Here is a 16,460-nt window from a genome sequence, read left to right as displayed (position 1 = left end):
ATCGCGCGCAAAGGAAGTTCACCCGTGTGAAATTAGCGACTACAACCATGGTGAAAAATGGAATAACAGAACTATAAAAAATAACCATAAGATACTAAAAAACCGCTCAAAAGCGTTTGACAGGCTTTTTCGCCGCGTGTCTTATAGGCACACATCAACCCGCTCCGTTGGTAGTTCGGAAGTCATCGCGGGGCCACCTATAAGAGAAATCCATGTGCCATTCGGCCGATATAGGGGAACTACCCGTTCAGGTAAAAGCAGCGGCCTTAGTTGGCGTGCATAAGTTAGTTGGCGTGCCTAAGTTAGTCATCTTCGATTGCGATGGTGTCCTCGTCCAAAGTGAAGAAATAACCCTGTCTGTATTGATCTCCATGCTTAATGCTCTTGTTCAGGGCGACACGATGCTTGATGTGACACATTTCACCGAACACTTTCGTGGGCGGAAGATTGCTGAGTGTTTGCGCGAAGCCGAGCAGATATTAAATATCAGTGTGGACGAAGTGTTTGAACAACGCTTTCGCGAGCGAGCGCTGCACGCGCTGACACTCGGGTTGACAGCGACGGAAGGAATAGTCGAAGTGCTGGAAAGTTTGGAAGTGCCTTATTGCGTCGCCTCGAGTGCACCACGCAACAAGATAGAACACTGTTTGCGCCTGGCTGGACTGTTTTCTTATTTCGAAGGGCGGATATTCAGCTGTTATGAATTGGGTCGTTGGAAACCCGATCCGTTGGTGTTTATGACGGCTTGTCGCACTTACAGTATTGATGTGAGTGATGCGCTGGTAGTTGAAGACAGTGTGACGGGTATCCAGGCAGCCGTTGCTGCCCAAATAAAAGTGCTGGGCTTTGGTCCACCGCATCGGCATGCGCAATTGGCCGCGGCGGGAGCATTGCCGATTGCCGACATGCGTGAAGTATTGACCATTTTCAATTGACTTATTAACTCAGGGAGGCGGCGTTGTGAACACACTTGGTTACCTGGAACGGCTCAAACGCAACGATCAATCTTCAGAAGTGTGGTGGGATTCGTCGCCTGCCGTGTACCTGCCGTACAAACAACACCTGCTGGAAAAATACCCGGCGGCCGCGGTTTATATAGAAGCGTTGATGCCGGATGAGTTTTCCCAACCTTGGGGCTTGTGCAGTGCGACCACCAACCCCCGGTTGGTGACGGCCGTGATCCTCGATAAGCGTGAGTATTGGTCCTCACGTTTCAACTTGGCCAACCTGTCTCCCAGTGAGTTGCGCAAGCAGTTGTACAACGAGGTCATTGTTGAAGGTGCCGCGACGCTGATGCCACGGTGGGTGCAATCGGCACAGGTCGAAGGTTGGATTTCCGCCCAGGTCGACCCGGTTGACGTGCGCTGTACCGAACGGATGATCACCCGAGGGTTGGAGTTGCAGCGCCTGGCGCCGAACGTGATGGTCAAGGTGCCCGGCAGTCTGGAAGGGCTGGTCACGGTCGAACACCTGGTGGCCCAGGGTGGGTCGGTGAATATCACCTTCTGCTTCACGGTTGCGCAGTTCCAGGCCGGTATCCAAGCCATCGAGCGCGGCTTGGCGACTGCGCGCAGCAACGGGATCGACACCGGGCGCTGCAAGTACGTGATCACCTTCATGATCGGGCGTTTCGCCTGCCAGCCCGAGTTCACACTGCAGGCTGCCGAGCGTGGTCTGGCCTTGAGTGCCGAGGAACTGCGCTGGGCTGAGTTGTTGATCTACGAGCAGATCCAGGCGCTGGTGGCGGCCTCGGGCGTGCCGGTCAAGACCCTGCTTTCCAGCATAAAGGTCGATGTGGACGAACGTGGCAACAAGCATTGCTGGCATCTGGAGAAGACCGGGCAGACGGCGACCTGCTACACGCTGACACCGGAGGTGGTGGAGTTCCTGATCGAGCGCGAAAGCCATGGCAAACCCGTCGTACCCGCGCTGGAGCACCAGAAACCGCCCACGTCGACCTTTGCGAAGCTGATTCGCATCCCCTATTTCTACGAAGCCTACTTTGTCGACAGCATTGAACCGTACGACTTCGGTAACCATGAAGCCTTTATCAACGCCTGCAATGAAGCCAACAGCGCGCATCGGCGCCTGGCGGATTACTGCGTTCGGCTCTGCCCAGTGGCCAGACCGTTCAAACGCGCACTCAACGTGTTGCTCGCCGCCGAATTTGGGGTGGTCGCATGAACAGGATGATCGGGTTGTGGGCGCATCCACGTTCGCGCTCCACGGTGCTTGAGCGCGTATTTATCGAGCGGGGCGATTTCGAGGTCTTCCATGAGCCTTTTGCGCATATGGCATTCTCCGAGGACTCGGCGATCCCCTCTGATGAGTGGGATCACAGTTTGCCCACGACTTACCAAGGCATTAAAGAACATCTGCTTGATGCCCGTGAGCGTGCGAATGTCTTTCATAAAGACATGTGTTATCACTGTTTGGATGACTTGAAAGTTGATATTGGTTTTCTCGCGCAACAGGACAATATCTTTCTTATTCGCGAACCCGCCAGCAGCATTATTTCCCATCATCGGGTGCATCCCGAAATGCCCTTGCAGGCCATCGGGCATAAAGCGCTGTACGACATATTTTGTGTCGTCACCAAACTGACGGGCAAAGTGCCTTATGTGATCAATGCCGATGATTTGGCCGCAGAACCGGAGCGGGTGATTCGCAAATTGTGTGATCACCTGAATATAGAGTTTCTGCCACACGCCATGACGTGGAAACGTGAGTGCCCACAACAATGGAAGACGTGGCGTAGTTGGCATGTCGAAGCGGAAAACAGTGAGCGGATTGTTTCGCCAGATAAGCAGGGCGTCGATATTGAAGCAGTCGAACAGTATCCGAAGTTAAAGGCGATGTATGAATACCATCGAACGTTTTACGCGCGCATGAATGAATTTTGCCAATAGGGATTGTTGTATGAAAAAGTTGATTGTTACTGGAGCGGCCAACGGAATTGGCCGAGCCACTGTGGAATTGGCGATTCAGCAGGGTTATTTCGTGATCGGTGCGGACAAGGATGCCGAGGGCCTTAACGTGCTGCAAGGTCTGTATGGTGCTGATGTATTCGAGGCGCACAGTGCTGATTTCTCGGATATGGCTGTTATCAAGGGGTTTATCCCAATGCTTTATGAGCGGCATGCAAGTATTGACGGCCTGGTCAATAACGCCGGTATTTATCACGGCAAAAGTGTCTATGCCTACTCCGATGAGCAGATAGACGAGATCCTCACCGTTAACCTCAAGGCACTGGTTTACCTCTCCAAGGACTTCGCCGAACGGGAAATGCAGCATGAAGCCCCGCGCAGCATCGTCAACATCGCTTCGGTGGCCGGTGAAGTGGGCAGCTGCGATGCGCTCTACGGCGCCACCAAGGCGGCGGTGATCGGCCTGACCAAGGCCAATGCCTGGAACTTCGCGCCGTTCGTACGGGTGAACGCGGTCTCCCCGGCACTGATCCATGAAACCGCGATCTACGGCACCATCCCCGAATACCGACGCGCCGAGTACGCCCGCCAGGAAGTGCTCAAGGACCCGATCCTGCCCAGTGGCGTGGCCGAGGTCATCTTGCTGCTGGTGGGCGATGCGATGCGCCATATCACTGGCAGAGTGATTCCGGTCGACAATGGAGCCTACCCACGATGAGCCTCCCGGTACGCAAGAGGAAACTGTTGCTGGTGGGCGCTGGCAACCTGTGCCTGCAGATCCTGAAGATTCTGGGGCCGAAAAACGCGTTCGAGTTTGTGGTGTTGGGCCGCAATGAGGAGGCCACGATCCGGCTGTGCAACCTGGTGGCGTTGTCCTGTGCGCAACTGGGCCAGTTTATCGACATCAAACCGGTGATTGCCGACCTGACGGACATCGGCAAGGTCACGCGGCTGTTACGTGAAGAAGCCCCGGATATGCTGGTGAACTGCGCGTCGTTGCAGTCATGGCGGGTCATCACCGGGTTGCCCAAGTTGTCGTTCGAGAAGCTCGACCAGGCCCAGTTCGGTCCCTGGCTGCCCATGCACCTGACGTTGATGCATTGCTTGATGCAGGCGGTGAAAGCCTCCGGCATCGCTACCAAAACCGTGAATGCGGCGTTCCCCGATGCGGTCAACCCGATCCTGGCGCGCATCGGCCTGGCGCCGGACATTGGCGTCGGTAATGTGGCCAATCTGGTTCCGGCCGTGCGTCTTTCCATCGCACGCTTGCTTGAATGTGCACCCGCTGATGTGCAAGTGCAGCTGTATGCCCAGCACTACTTCAGCCACTACGTGCCGCGCGGTGGTTTGCCACCGCGTGCCAGCTACCGCCTGTTGTATGACGTGCGCAATCGGCCAGAGGTGGCGCGCCTGCCGGCCGAGGCGATTTTCTCAACGGTGAAGTCCGAGTTCCGTCGCCTGGGCGGGGTGGATGGGCAATTCCTCACCGCGTGCTCTGCGGTCACGGTCATCGAAGGGTTGTTCTCGTCCGTGCCGGTCCTGGTGCATGCGCCGGGTCCTCTCGGGCTTCCGGGCGGCTATCCAGTGTGGCTGCACGAAGGGCGGATCCAGGTGCAGTTCTCCGAGGCTTGTCCACAGGATGAGGCGGTGCGCATCAATAGCATCTGCCAGAGCCAGGACGGCATCGACGAAATCCACTGTGATGGTTCGGTCACTTACAACCCGCACTGCATGGCCGTCATGCAATCGATGCTGGGGTACTCCAGGAACACCATGTCCATCGAGCAGTCCGCCGAGTTTGCCCATGAGCTGGCGAGTAAATACCTGGCCTTCAAAAATTCAACCTGGTAGGTGTGTGATGAATCAGATATCGGGGCGCAAGCACAACGATGTACCCAGCTATGCCAGGCAATATTCGGCGGATTTCGTCGAGCGTTGGGATGAGCTGATCGATTGGGAAAAACGCAAGGCCGGGGAGGGCGGGTTCTTCGAAAACCTGCTGCGTAGCCACGGTGTGCGCTCGGTGATCGACGTGTCGACGGGCAGCGGTTTCCATGCCGTCCAACTCAAGCAGGCGGGCTTTGAGGTGGTTGCCACGGATGGCAGCAGCACCATGTTGACCAAGGCGCGGGCGAACTTTCGCAAACATGGCTTGGACATTCAGTCCCATTATCGCGACTGGCACTCACTGGATCCCCAGGAACTGGGCCAGTTCGACGCCGTGGTGTGCCTGGGCAGTTCGCTGTGCCATGTCTTCGCCGCCCACGATCGGTTGCGGGTGTTGGCGAGGTTCAGGGCTTTGCTCAAACCGGGTGGTTTGCTGATTGTGGATCAGCGCAATTTCTTCGCCATCCGTGCCGGCAACTACAAGGCCAGCGGAAATTACTATTACTGCGGTAAGAACGCGTCGGTCAGCCTGGGACAGGTCGATGAGCACCTTTGTGAGTTCATCTATTCCTTTGATAACGCGGAACTGTACCGGCTGCAGGTCTATCCCCTGTTGCCGGGCGAATTGAAGGGGGAGGTGCTCAAGTCCGGGTTCACCCACCATGAGAGTTACGGTGATTTCGAACTGGACTACGACATGATGGATTGTGATTTCGTCATCCACACTGCGCGCGCCGAATAAGGAGGGCTTGATGAGCACACTCGTACAGAGCAATGCGCGCCCCTTGGACAGCGTCGTGCTGGCGGTGGTCCTCACCGGGTTCGTGGCCAGCACTTATGGTTTTGGCGTTTACCTGTTCGCCAACCTGGTGGTGGACATGCGCCGCGACATCGGTTTCGACTACACCACCGTGGGCCTGATCACCGGCGGCGCGCAGATTGGTTTCCTGCTGTTTTCATCGGTTACCAGCTATATCAGCCGGTTTTTCGAGGGATGGAAAATCAGCCTGGTGTCTACGGTGATGACGTCCCTGGCGCTGCTGGGGTTAAGCGTCAGTAACAGCATCTGGTTGTCGGGGGCGCTGTTGATCTTGCTCGGTGGCTGTTCCGCTTCGGTGTATATCCCGTTGGCGGAGATCGTTACCAAGGGCTTCAGCCCGGGCAATCGCTCGCGGGTCATGGGGCTGATTTCCAGCGGCACCAGCTACGGCGTATTCATCAACGGTTTGCTGGTGTCGTTTCTGACACTCAATGGTGGCTGGCGCTCGATCTGGCTCACCGCCGGGCTGATCTCGGTGGCCCTGTGTGGGGTGGCGTGGTTTCTGTTGCGCAACCTGGCTGCGGGCCAGGACGCCGGGTTTTCCGGCGAGGACACCACCGCCTTTGACCGTCAGCAACCCTGGCTCGGTCGCTCGTTGTACCTGACCTGGGCCATTGCCTTTCTCAATGGCATGGCGTTGCTGCCGTTCCAGACTTACCTGGCACCGTTCCTGCGCGATGAATTGGGTGTGTCGGTACGGGACGCCGGGTTTATCTGGACCACCCTTGGTGCCGTAGGCATGGCGTCGGGTTTTCTGGTGGGCTGGATCGCCGACAAGGTGGGCGTGCGCGCGTCGCTGGCAATGTGTTTCCTGAGCGCGGGGCTGGCCGCCAGCCTGGTGTTCAGTTTCAACAGCCTGCCGTTGTTCTATCTGGCGGCGTTTCTGTTTGCGCTGGCGTTCTATCCCATCTTCGGGCTGGTCCCCAGTTATATCGGGCAAATCGTCCCGGTCAGCCGTCTGACCCAGGCCTTCGGTATTGCCAACGTGTTGATCGGCCTGGGTGGCGTGTGTGGCAATTTCCTGGGCGGGTTTTCCAAGGATTTGACCGGGTCGTTTTCGACGGTCTACTGGGTGGTGGCGCTGTTGCTGTTCGTGCAATGCGTGATGGTGTTCCTGTTGGGTAAACGGCCCATTTCGGTCGGGGAGGGCGAGCAGTCATGAGTTATTTTCCAGACACTTCAAACCAGAACCTGCACGCCTTTGCGTTCAGCCGCCGGCGCGCCGGGCATCCGAGCATGAAACACAAACCCGTGGTCATCTGGATGACCGGCCTCTCCGCGTCCGGGAAGTCGACCATTGCTGATGCGTTGGATATCGCGCTGCAGGAGCAGGGGCGAATCACTGCCATTATCGACGGCGATTCGGTACGCGGCGGGCTGTGCCGGGACCTGGGGTTTACCGACAGCGACCGCGACGAGAACATCCGTCGCGTCGCCGAAGTGGCGCGGTTGATGCTGGAGGCGGGGTTGATCGTGATCGTGGCGCTGATTTCACCTTCGTCGGCCAGCCGGCACTTTGCGCGCTCGATCATCGGCAACGAGTTTTTCGTCGAAGTGCATGTGGATGCGCCGTTGGAAACCGCGGAAAAACGTGATCCCAAGGGGCTGTATAAAAAAGCCCGCGCCGGGTTGATCAAAAACTTCACGGGTATCGACTCCCGCTACGATGTACCGGTGTTTCCGGAAGTGCATTTGGATACCCAGGCGCTTTCAGTGGAACAGTCGGTCGCGACGATTCTTGATTGGGTGGCGCATAACGACGGTCACACCTAGCCGTCTGTCTTTGCGCGAGGATGACACTGTCTGCATGCTGAAAAAACAAGGTAATCTGCGCCATCGCAGGGAGAACGCGTTTTTTCAGGAGTAGGCATGACACATTTTACGGGCACTGCAAAATCGATCCGTTTGATTGGTGGGGCCCGGGTGTTGGATTTTATCAATACCACCAACGGCCGTCGTCCTGGCACTTCGCTCAAGGTCATGGAAGAACGGCTCACCAGTCTCCAGTTCTTCTTCGAGTGGGCAGTGCACGCGTCGTTGATCTCGGCCCGAGAGTTTGACGACTACAAGCCGATGGTGTTCGAGTCTTCGATGGCCTACCAGCCGGACCTGGATGCGATCATCGCGTTCAGGGAATGCCTGTACGCGGCGTTCTATCCGTTGTCGTTACAAGGGGCCGCGCCCGATGACGCGTTGCAGCATATCAACCGGGCCTTCCAGCAAGGCGTTGCCTGGCGGGTGCTGTGTTCTGTCGATGGCAAACCTGCCTGGGCGTGGAAGCCCTGCACCACGACGCAGGAGCTGACGACCATGGTGCTCGGGCGCCTGGCCATCGAGGCCACGCAGTTACTGGTGTCCGGTGAACTGCACGCATTGCGCAGTTGCAGCGCCACTGATTGCGATTGGGTGTTCCTCGACATCTCCAAGAACAAGCAGCGCAAATGGTGTCAGATGAGCGTGTGCGGCAGCCGTGAAAAACTCAGTCGTCTGAGGCAGGTGGGCAGCACACACTCGTTTCGAGGTGATATGACGGGTAGCAATTGCTCCTCTTAATAGGAAGCATTACTATTCACGCCCCGCCTCCCCAGTGCACCCGCGATGATCCCTCAGCCGCCCCGCAGAACAGGCTTTTTCGAACATTACGAAGAGTTGATCGGAACCTGGACGCGCCGCCTGAGAAACCGTCAACAGGCCGAAGACCTGGCCCATGACACCTTTGTGCGGGTGCTGGAGTCAAAATCCAGCGAGGTTGAGCAACCGCGCGCTTATCTGCATCAAACCGCGCGCAACATCGCAGTGGATGCCTATCGACGTGAAGACCGTCGCGAAGCTATCACGCTGGAAGCCTTTGATCAGCGTTCGCCCAACAGTGGCGACCCGGAGCATTTCATGCACGCGATCCAGTTGGCGGACTCTATCGAGCGGGCCTTGTCTGAGTTACCGCTCAACTGCCGCAAGATTTTCATCTGGCAGAAAATCGAGGGCCTGACCCAGCAGGAAATCGCCGAACGCCTGGGCCTGTCTAAAAACATGGTGGAAAAGTATATGATCCGCACCCTGCGGCATCTGCGCGACCGCCTGGACGCGATGGCGCCATGACCCAAGGATCTTCCACGATGGACAACCGTGCCCGAGACGAAGCCGCGCAATGGTTTGTGCGCCTGCAGGACGCCGAGTTGAGCATTGCCGAACGCCAGCGCTTCGACGCATGGCGTAATGAGCATCCCGATCACCAATATGAATTTGATGTGCTGCAAGGCCTTTGGAGTGCCACCGGCTTGCTGCCTAAAGCGCGCTTGCAGGCGTTGTGCGAAGCCCCGGTGGAGCGGCCCAAGCGGCGTGCCGTGTTGCGTTATGCGGTGGCCGCCGGTGTGATCGCGGTGGCCCTGGGCTTGGGTCTGTTCAGTGGGCTCGATCATCCGAAACCCTACAGCGCCGAGTTCAGTACAGGTGTGGGTGAACATCGCCAGGTGGCGTTGCCCGATGGCTCGGTGATGGACCTCAACAGCCGCACCGTGGTCGCGGTGCAGTATGAAAAAGGCCGGCGTGGCGTGGAACTCAAGCAGGGCGAAGCCCTGTTCAGCGTCGAGCATGACACCAGCCGACCCTTTGTCGTGGCTGCCGGGGCAGGGCAGGTGACGGTGACCGGCACGCGCTTTGATGTGCGCCGTGATGAAGGCCAGACTCGCGTGATGGTCGAGGCCGGAACCGTGAAGGTACAGGGTGATTCACCGGACAACCTGGTGACGCTGACGGCTGGCCTGGGCACCCACGTCGACAACAAAGGATCGGTGGCAGCGGCCTACACGGTGAACACTGAAGAATTGACCGCCTGGCGCACGGGCAAGCTGGTCTTCAACAACGCTTTGCTGGGCGAAGTGGCACGCGAGGTTTCGCGCTACCGCGAGCGTCCGTTGCGGGTCAGTACGCCTGCGGTGGGTAACCTGCGCCTGACCAGCGTGTTCAAGGCCAACGACACTGACGCCTTGCTCAAGGCCTTGCCGCACATCCTGCCGGTGGCCTTGCGGACCTTGCCGGACGGCAGCCAGGAAATTATTTCACGCTGACATTCAGGTTTTTTTCGAGTTCTTCGTCTTCTCCTGCAACTGCAACTGGTTTGCATTAACAGTCGCATACTCTTGCGATCACAGGATTAGGTTCGACGTGAAAAAACTCGCCATCCACAACAATAAAACTTCCCGCTGGGCACCGCTCGTCCTGGCGCTCGCAGTCAGTGCCACGCTCCCTGCGGCCTACGCCGCCGACGCCATTCATATCCAGGCCCAGCCCCTGGGCGCGGCGCTGAGCCAACTGGGCCAGCAAACTTCCCTGCAAGTGTTCTTCAGCCCCGATCTGGTCGCGGGCAAGCAGGCGCCGGCGGTAGACGGCAACCTTTCCCCTGAACAAGCCCTGCGCCAATTGCTGCAAGGCAGCGGCCTGGACTACCAGATCGACGCCGGTTCCGTGACCCTGCGCCCGCTGAACAGCGGCACGGGTGAAGCCGGCTCGCCCCTGGAGCTGGGTGCCACTGATATCAAGGTGGTCGGCGACTGGCTCGGCGATGCCAACGCTGAAGTGGTGCAGAACCATGCTGGCGCGCGCACCGTGATCCGCCGCGAAACCATGGTGGAGCAGGGCGCAATGAACGTCGGCGACGTGCTGCGTCGTGTGCCAGGTGTACAGGTGCAGGAATCGAATGGCACCGGCGGCAGCGATATTTCCCTCAACGTCGGCGTACGTGGCTTGACGTCACGGCTGTCGCCACGCTCCACCGTGCTGATCGACGGTGTGCCGGCTGCGTTCGCACCCTACGGCCAACCACAACTGTCGATGGCACCGATTTCCGCCGGCAACCTGGACAGCATCGACGTGGTGCGCGGTGCTGGCTCCGTGCGTTATGGGCCACAAAACGTCGGTGGCGTGATCAACTTCGTGACCCGTGCCATCCCCGAGAAATTCTCCGGTGAAGTCGGCACCACCCTGCAAACCTCTGCCCACGGCGGCTGGAAGCACGTGGAAAACGCCTTTATCGGCGGTACCGCCGACAACGGCATCGGCGCCGCTTTGCTGTACTCCGGGGTCAATGGCAACGGTTACCGCAACAGCAATAACGCCAACGACATCGACGACGTCATCTTCAAGACGCACTGGGCACCGACCGATCAAGACGACTTCTCGCTGAACTTCCACTACTACGACGCCAGCGCCGATATGCCCGGCGGCCTGACCCAGAAGCAATTCGATGCCAACCCGTACCAATCGGTGCGTGATTGGGACAACTTCAGCGGACGCCGCAAGGACGTGTCCTTCAAGTACATCCGCCAGATCGATGACCGTACCCAGGCCGAAGTGCTGACTTACTATTCCGACAGTTTCCGCGGCAGCAACATCGCCAACCGCGACCTCAGGACGATTGGCTCTTACCCGCGCACCTACTACACCTTTGGCATCGAGCCGCGGGTGTCCCATGTGTTCGATGTGGGCCCGAGTACCCAGGAAGTCAGTGTGGGCTATCGCTACCTCAAGGAAGGCATGCATGAGCAGGCCACCAGCCTGAACCTGGTCAACAATGTGCCGACGCCGGGTGGGCAGAGCGACGGTCACGTGTATCAGGACCGTACGGGGGGCACCGAGGCCAACGCGTTCTATATCGACAACAAGGTTGATATCGGCAAGTGGACCATCACGCCGGGCATCCGCTTCGAGGACATCCGTACCGAATGGCACGATCGCCCGGTGGTTGCATTGAATGGCACCCGTACCCAGGAAAAACGCCGCGAAGTCCACAACAACGAACCGCTGCCGGCCTTGAGCGTGATGTACCACGTATCCGACGCCTGGAAACTCTTCGCCAACTACGAGACCTCGTTTGGCAGCCTGCAATACTTCCAACTGGGTCAGGGCGGCACCGGCGACCAGACGGCCAATGGTCTGAACCCGGAAAAGGCCAAGACCTACGAAGTGGGGACGCGCTATAACGACAATGTGTGGGGCGGTGAGCTGACGTTCTTCTACATCGACTTCTCGGATGAGCTGCAATACGTCAGCAACGACGTGGGCTGGACCAACCTCGGCGCGACCAAGCACACCGGCATCGAAGCGTCGGCCCATTACGACTTGTCGAACCTGGACCCACGCCTGGACGGCCTGACCGCCAATGCCGGCTTCACCTACACCAAGGCCACCTCGGAAGGCGACGTACCGTTCAAGGGGCGCGACCTGCCGCTGTACTCCCGTGAGGTCGCCACACTGGGCCTGCGCTATGACGTCAACCGCTGGACCCACAACCTGGATGTGTACGCCCAGTCCGGCCAGCGCGCCCCCGGCACGACCAGTACCTACATCACTCAAGGCACGGCTGACGGTCAGTACGGTGATATCCCGGGCTATGTCTCAGTCAACGTGCGCAGCGGTTACGACTTTGGCGAGCAGTTGTCCAACTTGAAACTGGGCGTGGGCGTGAAGAACGTCTTCGACCAGCAGCACTACACCCGCTCCAGCGACAACAACTCCGGGATGTACCTGGGGGAGCCCCGCACGTTCTTCGTACAGGCCAGCGTCGGGTTCTGATCGACACATTGCCGCTCTTCCTGCTCAGGTCGAGCGGCGCTGCCTGCCGACAGACCGTCTTGTCTCTCACTCGATCAGATGCTCTTCCTACTTCGATTCTGGAAACTTTCAGCGGTCTCAGGAACCGGTTCCTACTGTTCTGCCACACAGAAGATGCCTGCCTTTGCTGGCTTCCTTGACGACTCAAAGTCAGGCACCTGAATACACCGAACTGGAGAACTGGAATGTCGGTATCAGCATACAATCAGAGCGTCGCTCCTTCCCTCGATAACGCCTCCCTCGGAGATGCTAAGCCCGGTGCCGAGCGATCTGCTGCCGCATCAAGTGTCCAGCTTACGGTAGGCGTCAATTTCACTGCGCAGTCCAATCACGCCGGCCCGGTATTCGGTGGCCCGCCGCCGCGTCCATTGCCGGAAAACTTACGCCCGAATCCCGGCCCGCCACCACGTCCGAACCCCTCGTTGCCAGACCCCTATTACTCGAAACAAAGTAACGAGCAATTGGCACAAGGCCTTTTGAATAATTATGGCGCGTTCAAAGGGCGCTGGCCTTCACGTTATGTCACGGAACAAAGTCTGCAGAAAGTGGCCAAGCAGCCGTTGACTGGCAACCCTTACAAGGACCCGAATATTCGATTGGCGAACGAGGTGCTGCGGCGTCCCGGGTTGCTGCAATCGCTCGATCGCAACGGCAGCACCGGTGCGTTGGATGGCCGCTTGTCCAGGGACGATATCACCAGTTTTGTTCGTTCGGACAATCCGTTGAAACTGAGTGACGACAAGCAAATCGTTCAAGACATGCTGAATAATTTCAATGCGCTGAAGGGCGGGTACTTCAGCAGCACGATTAAGCTCAGGGAGCTCAATGCACGTGCAACGCAACCGTTGTCCGGCAATCCCTACAACGACCATCTCATCCAGCTTTCGCGGGAGGTCATGGCACGTTCTGATCTGAGATCAGCGATGGATAATATTTACAGCTGGCAGCGCGATGGCAGGATTTCTCGCCAGGAATTGTACACATTGCTGGGTTAGACCTGGGGCTCCCTGCCGTGCGCTAGGCGGCAGGGGGCGGCAAGCGCTTGACGTAACCCTGCACCCCAATCACATGGAACTGATTGCGAAGATCTACCACAAAGAAAATATCCAGCGGCCATTGAGTGCCGCTGGGGGCCTTCATCTACCGGATTAGGTCTGGACCATGAACTCGACATCATTTGAACCCCGTCACTCCCAGTACAACCCCTCGAATTTGGCGGCACTGACACAGGAGGCAAAAAATCCACGAGAGCCGCAGGGTCTCAACCTCACATCCTCGCCGAGGTTCAGCTTCAAGGCGCCCACCGCCGAAGACTTTGACAAAGGTTCTCGGGTGTTCACGGAGGAGTCGGCGCCCAGCGCTGTGACTTCCCTGTTAGCGAGTCTTTGGAACAAGTTGTCCCGCCGCTGAGTAATGCCGTTTTACACGGCAGGATTTTCCAACGCATGGATGCGCGGCAGGTGAGCTGGTTACAAGCGCTTAAGATTCCCCAGGGTCTATCCAGCGTTTTGGACGAGCTTCTTCGGAACCGTTGTTTCCTGCGGGCCACTCAATCGCTGCTTGTGCCATCTTGATTTCGAGGCCCTTTCGAGGATCAGGCAATCAAGGCCCAGGCTACGGAATCTAGATTAGGGTGGAGGTGAATCATGATTGGTCGTGTCAATAATCCGAGCTATACGCAAACGGCTGGGTCCAACGCACCAGGGCCAACGGGGAGTGGTCAGTCTCGCTATGAGGTCGATGCCCGCGCATTGGGTAAGCCGCTGCCGGCCGCGCAGCCAATCAACACCCGTTTCGCGAACGGCGCCGACCGGCACTTCGACGGCCAGAATCTGTACGGAGGCATGACGAAAGTTGGCAACCCCTTCGTCAGTTCCGACGACCATCTGCTGGCGACCGACTTGAAGAACAACCTGTCATTGCTGGACGCTTTCAAGAAAGATGGCCGGCTGACCCAGGGTTCTTTACAGGAGATCGCCAAAGAGGAACCCAGCAGCAGCAAAGTCTCGGAACGCACCATCATGTTGGCGCGAGAGATACTCAACCGACCCCGACTGAACGAAGCGATAATTGCGAAGGGCGGTGAAATCACGCATGACAGTTTGACCAGGGCTGGTGACTCAGAGATCGGCAATACGAACCCCAACACGCAAAGCGCGGATCCGTTCCATGCGAAAACCGACGCTCAGGTCGTCCAGGCATTCAGAGGCATGTTTGATGACTTGCGGGATAAGTCGGAAGACCGCTCATTCTTTTTCGAAAAACATCGGTACGTCAAAAAAGACACACTCATCGAGATCAGTAAGGATCCGAACCAGACGGATAAGAACGGCGAGCCTTTACGGGATGTGCGCACCGGGTTTCCGTTGAAAATGTACAGCGAACAACAGGTATACCTGGCCAAGAACCTGATGGAGCGGCCGGGTTTGATGGCCTCTCTGGACAGTTATAAAGCCAATGGCTACAACCTCTTTGGCAGTCATAACGATGATGGCTGGTTGAAGAACTACAGCATTGACCGCTGGCTGGAGAACGACAAGGAAGAGAAGGGGAAATAACGTAGGCAGGCGCGCATCAGCGGCTTGAAAGCATCAAGCCGGCGATGCCGCCCTGTGTTCAGACGCGCAGGATTTTTCCACTGACCGCCACCGCCGCAAGCAACCCTCCAATTAACAGAAAGGCAGTGGCCAGGCTGCTGCCATGGGCGATGAACCCGATCACGGCAGGCCCTGCCAAAATCCCCGCATAGCCCAAGGTGGTAATGGCCGGCACGGCAATGTGCTCTGGCATGACGTTCTGTTTGCCCACAGCGGTATAGAGTACCGGGACGATATTGGAGCACCCGGCGCCTACAAGCGCATAACCCAACAACGCCACTTCCCAGGCCGGGGACAATGTGGCGAGGAATGTACCGGCCGCAGCCAGTGCGCCACCGGCCACGATCACCCGGGTAGCCCCCAGCCGGCGCACGATGGCATCACCGGTCAAGCGCCCGGCCGTCATGGTCAAGGCAAAGGCTGCGTAACCCAGGCCAGCATAGGCTTCGTCCAGGCCGCGCTCGGCACTGAGGAACACCGCACTCCAGTCGAGCACCGCACCTTCGGCCAGGAACACGACAAAGCACAGGCAACCGATGAACAGCACCACGCCGTGGGGCACGGCAAACGCCGGACCGGAACTCTCACTGCCGTAAGGCAGCAAATGCGGTGCAGCCTTGAGCAGCGCCGCCAGCGTGATCACAATCACCACCAGCGTCGCCTGCAATGGCGACAGTCCCAGCCCCAGCAGCCCCGAAACGCCCGCTGCACCGACAATCCCGCCCAGGCTGAACAGCCCGTGAAAGCCCGACATCATGGTCTTGCCGCTGGCTCGCTCGACGATCACCGCCTGCAGGTTGACCGTAGAATCCACGGTGCCGAGGCCAGCGCCAAACAGGAACAACCCCGCCATCAATAGCGGAATCGAACTGACCGTCGCCAGCGTTGGCAACGCCAGGCAGATCATGATCGTTCCGGCACTCAGCACGCGTCGGCAGCCAAAGCGCGACGCCAACGCACCGGCGGCGGGCATGGCGATGATCGAACCGACGCCCAGGCACAACAGCAGCAGGCCCAGGGTGCCTTCGCTCAGATCGGCACGGGCCTTGGCATAGGGCACCAGCGGCGCCCAGGCTGCGATGCCGAAGCCAGCAATGAAGAAAGCGATACGGGTCGACATTTGCTCTAACCGCCCGGGAACCACGGGCGCTGAGGTGGGAATGGCAGTCATGAAAAATCCTTGGTTTTGCGTTCTACGAACGATGTCCGGCGTGACATCCTTGCACATCATGTCGTGGTGCGCGAGCCGGGTTCCCTGGGGGAAGTCGTGGTCGTGAATTTTATTTTTACAAACCCGGAACGTCAGGAGGGTTCGTCGCCACACAAACGGTATCGAGTGTGTACGAGGCGGTCTGGAAGGTGCGTAATCCCCGTGGGGGCTTTTGAACCCCTGGGCCCTCGCGGCGGATTACCACCTTCCAGGCCGCCTCCGAAACCCTATCAGGCAGGCGTTTGCCTATCGACGCTGACTTCAACCTCCTCGGCGCACACTGTCGCAAAAGACCATGGCGACGGCGCGCGGACTTCGGCCTGATGAAAACGTCCGTTCAGGGGATTGAACGTGTAGTGCTTGCAGGATGGTGTGCAGCGTCGAGATCCCACACAATCTGCCCCTTCTTC

Annotated in this window: 16 protein-coding genes; 15 read left to right on the top strand and 1 reads right to left on the bottom strand. The window is 58.2% G+C overall.

Annotated elements, in window-relative coordinates; all coding sequences use genetic code 11:
- The first annotated feature begins 212 nt into the window (after window positions 1-212).
- The 15 genes from AC4PS7_RS29130 to AC4PS7_RS29060 all read left to right on the top strand — a co-directional run bounded on the left by AC4PS7_RS29130 (window position 213) and on the right by AC4PS7_RS29060 (window position 14,801).
- The gene (locus AC4PS7_RS29130; protein WP_044286946.1) at window positions 213-935 is read left to right on the top strand and encodes an HAD family hydrolase; all 723 of its coding nucleotides are present in this window, start codon (window positions 213-215) and stop codon (window positions 933-935) included.
- A 25-nt stretch (window positions 936-960) separates the two neighbouring features.
- Complete coding sequence (locus tag AC4PS7_RS29125; protein ID WP_492179881.1) at window positions 961-2,184, top strand: transaldolase family protein; 1,224 nt, start codon at window positions 961-963, stop codon at window positions 2,182-2,184.
- Window positions 2,181-2,909 (top strand): sulfotransferase-like domain-containing protein, encoded by a 729-nt coding sequence (locus tag AC4PS7_RS29120; RefSeq protein WP_010211534.1) that lies wholly within the window; start codon window positions 2,181-2,183, stop codon window positions 2,907-2,909. Before AC4PS7_RS29125 ends, AC4PS7_RS29120 begins: the two co-directional genes overlap by 4 nt.
- A 10-nt stretch (window positions 2,910-2,919) precedes the next feature.
- Window positions 2,920-3,645 (top strand): SDR family oxidoreductase, encoded by a 726-nt coding sequence (locus AC4PS7_RS29115; RefSeq protein ID WP_045792326.1) that lies wholly within the window; start codon window positions 2,920-2,922, stop codon window positions 3,643-3,645.
- Window positions 3,642-4,778, top strand: coding sequence for a Rossmann-fold NAD(P)-binding domain-containing protein (locus AC4PS7_RS29110; protein WP_021492059.1), 1,137 nt, complete (start codon window positions 3,642-3,644; stop codon window positions 4,776-4,778). Before AC4PS7_RS29115 ends, AC4PS7_RS29110 begins: the two co-directional genes overlap by 4 nt.
- A gap of 7 nt (window positions 4,779-4,785) precedes the next feature.
- Entirely contained in the window at window positions 4,786-5,556 is a 771-nt protein-coding gene (locus tag AC4PS7_RS29105; RefSeq protein WP_010211531.1) for a class I SAM-dependent methyltransferase, read from the top strand.
- 10 nt (window positions 5,557-5,566) lie between these two features.
- Entirely contained in the window at window positions 5,567-6,796 is a 1,230-nt protein-coding gene (locus AC4PS7_RS29100) for an MFS transporter (RefSeq protein ID WP_010211530.1), read from the top strand.
- The gene (gene cysC, locus AC4PS7_RS29095; protein ID WP_187517111.1) at window positions 6,793-7,407 is read left to right on the top strand and encodes an adenylyl-sulfate kinase; all 615 of its coding nucleotides are present in this window, start codon (window positions 6,793-6,795) and stop codon (window positions 7,405-7,407) included. The genes AC4PS7_RS29100 and cysC overlap by 4 nt, the downstream gene beginning before the upstream one ends.
- A gap of 96 nt (window positions 7,408-7,503) precedes the next feature.
- Window positions 7,504-8,187: a CGNR zinc finger domain-containing protein gene (locus AC4PS7_RS29090; RefSeq protein WP_137206152.1), complete on the top strand. Its 684-nt coding sequence runs from the start codon at window positions 7,504-7,506 to the stop codon at window positions 8,185-8,187.
- Between the two features lie 45 nt (window positions 8,188-8,232).
- Window positions 8,233-8,733: a sigma-70 family RNA polymerase sigma factor gene (locus AC4PS7_RS29085; RefSeq protein WP_010211526.1), complete on the top strand. Its 501-nt coding sequence runs from the start codon at window positions 8,233-8,235 to the stop codon at window positions 8,731-8,733.
- A 17-nt stretch (window positions 8,734-8,750) separates the two neighbouring features.
- Complete coding sequence (locus tag AC4PS7_RS29080) at window positions 8,751-9,701, top strand: FecR family protein (protein ID WP_042571003.1); 951 nt, start codon at window positions 8,751-8,753, stop codon at window positions 9,699-9,701.
- Between the two features lie 97 nt (window positions 9,702-9,798).
- The gene (locus AC4PS7_RS29075; protein ID WP_010211521.1) at window positions 9,799-12,204 is read left to right on the top strand and encodes a TonB-dependent siderophore receptor; all 2,406 of its coding nucleotides are present in this window, start codon (window positions 9,799-9,801) and stop codon (window positions 12,202-12,204) included.
- A 224-nt stretch (window positions 12,205-12,428) separates the two neighbouring features.
- Entirely contained in the window at window positions 12,429-13,238 is an 810-nt protein-coding gene (locus AC4PS7_RS29070) for a hypothetical protein (protein ID WP_137206149.1), read from the top strand.
- Window positions 13,195-13,395 carry a zinc finger domain-containing protein gene (locus tag AC4PS7_RS29065; protein WP_420820064.1) on the top strand — a complete coding sequence of 67 codons (201 nt, stop codon included), beginning with the start codon at window positions 13,195-13,197 and terminating at the stop codon, window positions 13,393-13,395. The genes AC4PS7_RS29070 and AC4PS7_RS29065 overlap by 44 nt, the downstream gene beginning before the upstream one ends.
- 494 nt (window positions 13,396-13,889) lie before the next feature.
- The gene (locus tag AC4PS7_RS29060) at window positions 13,890-14,801 is read left to right on the top strand and encodes a hypothetical protein (RefSeq protein WP_080662772.1); all 912 of its coding nucleotides are present in this window, start codon (window positions 13,890-13,892) and stop codon (window positions 14,799-14,801) included.
- Between the two features lie 58 nt (window positions 14,802-14,859).
- Here the strand turns inward: AC4PS7_RS29060 and AC4PS7_RS29055 are convergent, their stop codons facing one another.
- The gene (locus tag AC4PS7_RS29055) at window positions 14,860-16,011 is read right to left on the bottom strand and encodes an MFS transporter (RefSeq protein ID WP_021492053.1); all 1,152 of its coding nucleotides are present in this window, start codon (window positions 16,009-16,011) and stop codon (window positions 14,860-14,862) included.
- Window positions 16,012-16,460: the final 449 nt, after the last annotated feature.

It is taken from the genome of Pseudomonas sp. DW-iso3, assembly GCF_058725305.1.
The sequence above is the reverse complement of the archived record's forward strand: the minus strand, read 5'-3'. Positions and strand labels throughout refer to the sequence as shown.